4 protein-coding genes are annotated in these 1,981 nt (G+C 40.8%); 3 read left to right on the top strand and 1 reads right to left on the bottom strand.

What is annotated here, in order from left to right; all coding sequences use genetic code 11:
- Positions 1–395, bottom strand: a 395-nt coding sequence (locus tag O9295_RS24220; protein WP_288035882.1) for a Uma2 family endonuclease, incomplete at its 3' end; no start/stop codon positions are given.
- A gap of 279 nt (positions 396–674) precedes the next feature.
- On the opposite strand from O9295_RS24220, the gene O9295_RS24215 reads away from it, so the two are divergent.
- From O9295_RS24215 to O9295_RS24205, 3 genes are all read left to right on the top strand, one after another.
- A complete protein-coding gene (locus O9295_RS24215) occupies positions 675–1,145 on the top strand; it encodes a DUF29 domain-containing protein (RefSeq protein ID WP_147074036.1) in 471 nt (156 codons plus the stop codon).
- 287 nt (positions 1,146–1,432) lie between these two features.
- A complete protein-coding gene (locus O9295_RS24210) occupies positions 1,433–1,591 on the top strand; it encodes a hypothetical protein (protein WP_288035880.1) in 159 nt (52 codons plus the stop codon).
- A 119-nt stretch (positions 1,592–1,710) separates the two neighbouring features.
- Positions 1,711–1,878: a hypothetical protein gene (locus O9295_RS24205; protein ID WP_186814397.1), complete on the top strand. Its 168-nt coding sequence runs from the start codon at positions 1,711–1,713 to the stop codon at positions 1,876–1,878.
- Positions 1,879–1,981: the final 103 nt, after the last annotated feature.

Here is a 1,981-nt window from a genome sequence, read left to right as displayed (position 1 = left end):
GGATCATAGAGATAGTATTCTTCCACTCCATAACGTTGATAAAAGAGGAGTTTTCGCTCCATTTCTTCTAAACTATTAGAAGGGGAGAGAATTTCAAAGACCACTTGAGGAGCGATGTTATCTTCTTGCCATTGTTTATAGGAACCCCTTCTTCCTTTCGGACGACCAAATACTACCATAACATCGGGAGCAACCGGTCCGGTAATTTTTTTATCTTGGACGGGATACCAGAGGAGATCCCCCGCAATAAAAACGTTAGGAGAATTAGCAAAGAGAATCTCAAGGTTTTCTTTAATTTTCACGATCCATTCATATTGTTCGGTATTATCGGCCATGGGTTTACCGTCACTATCGGGGTATTCAATATCCGGATCAATAGCTGGTGTAAAGGTCATAATTTATACTCTGAGGTTATTTGTCTGAAAATTATAATTCTAGCAGTGAGGTTAACTTTCCCCTGTAGTCCCAAAATAACATCGCCAATAACGTTGATCAAAAGGTTTGTGTACTTTTGTTAAAAAGTAAAAGTTTTTTTTGACAAAAAGAACAACTTGTGCTATGGTAGAATTCTCTAACTTGGCAAAAATTCCCCAGACTAGAAGCCGATCGAACGATAGCGATCGAGGGTTATAATCGAGCCATTACCCCGCGCTCCCAGTCGGGAAGATAAATCTATGATGACCGCTCTCTACGAGGAAGATTTTGTTCTCTGGACGGAAAAAACCGCCGAACTGTTAAAGCGAAAAGAGTTTGACCGGGTGGACTGGGAAAACCTGATCGAGGAAGTGGAGTGCATGGGAAAAAGCGAGAGACAGGCAATAACGAGTTTATTAACCGTTTTAATCGAACACTTACTCAAACTATCCTATTGGGAATCGGAAAAAGAACGGAATGCCCGTCACTGGATAGTGGAGATCGCGGCTTTCCGAGCGCAATTAGAACAAAAAATAGATAGTGCCACCCTCGTCAACCATGCCCGCGATTCTTGGGACAAAGCCTATGTAACCGCCAGAAAATCCCTGATTAATGCGCGTATAGTCGATAAAAATGCGATTCCCCTAGAGTCTATATTCACCCTCGAACAGGTATTAGACGGGGATTGGTTCCCGATCGATATCGAACCTTTTTTGGAAAAGAACCAATAAAAAAAGAGGGAATTTTCTCCCTGCTGCCATGGTTTTTGCTAACGCTCCCTATTCGGCACATCCCCTAATAGTAGAGGCTGGCAGTTTTGTTAATATTTCTTAATAGATGAGGTCTAACCTAATTTCCTATCATCCTTAGACGACTGGCTACTGTTAACTGTTCCGGAGTTACCCAAAACGAACACTTCCTACCTCACCATTAAAATAACTGCCGTAACTAAACTTGACATTTTTGGACAAGAAGATTAGGATCAACTGCATCGATTAAAACATTGAGGAAATTCACCATGAAAACCTTAAATTACAGTCAACTCAGCCTTAACCAACAGCAAGAAGTCAACCACCTGATGGCGACTCTAGAAGGACAAAATCCCCACAGTCAACCCTCAGTTCGCTTTATCGCTTGCGGGGCAGTGCCTAGTGGAGAATTTGTTGGGCAGCCATAAAGATTGGCAGGGACTAAACTAAAAAGATTGATTTTGGTCTAGTCTTCTGGTTTAAATCGGAATTTATTACCCAAAATTTAACCCGGTTCAAGTCGTTTAAAAAGTCTTTTGAGCGAGTTATGTCAACTAATATAGAGCTAGGAACTCACGAAACTAAAAACGGCTCTCAATTACAGCCAGCCGCCTTTTTTTGGACGGATACAACTCTTTTTGATAATTATCGACAACAAAATATCCATACCCTGATCGCTTTACCGAAATTTTGGGTTAAAGCCCCGTCCTTTTAGGACGGCTTTTTAAACTATATCTTGTTAACTTAACTTTTATTGTGCTATACTGATTTTGTCTAAGTCCCCCCTGCGTAAAATGTTTGTCTTAGAGTTTAAAGTT

The organism is Microcystis sp. LE18-22.4A (assembly GCF_027531105.1).
Classification (GTDB): domain Bacteria; phylum Cyanobacteriota; class Cyanobacteriia; order Cyanobacteriales; family Microcystaceae; genus Microcystis; species Microcystis aeruginosa.
Note: the sequence above shows the minus strand (reverse complement) of the source record. Positions and strands in the feature narration are given on the sequence as shown.

Excerpts from the sequence above, each read along its gene's own strand:
- O9295_RS24210 (WP_288035880.1), top strand. The coding sequence starts at position 1,433 with ATGAAAACCTTAAATTACAGTCAACTCAGCCTTAACCAACAGCAAGAA.
- O9295_RS24215 (WP_147074036.1), top strand. The coding sequence starts at position 675 with ATGATGACCGCTCTCTACGAGGAAGATTTTGTTCTCTGGACGGAAAAA.
- O9295_RS24205 (WP_186814397.1), top strand. The coding sequence starts at position 1,711 with ATGTCAACTAATATAGAGCTAGGAACTCACGAAACTAAAAACGGCTCT.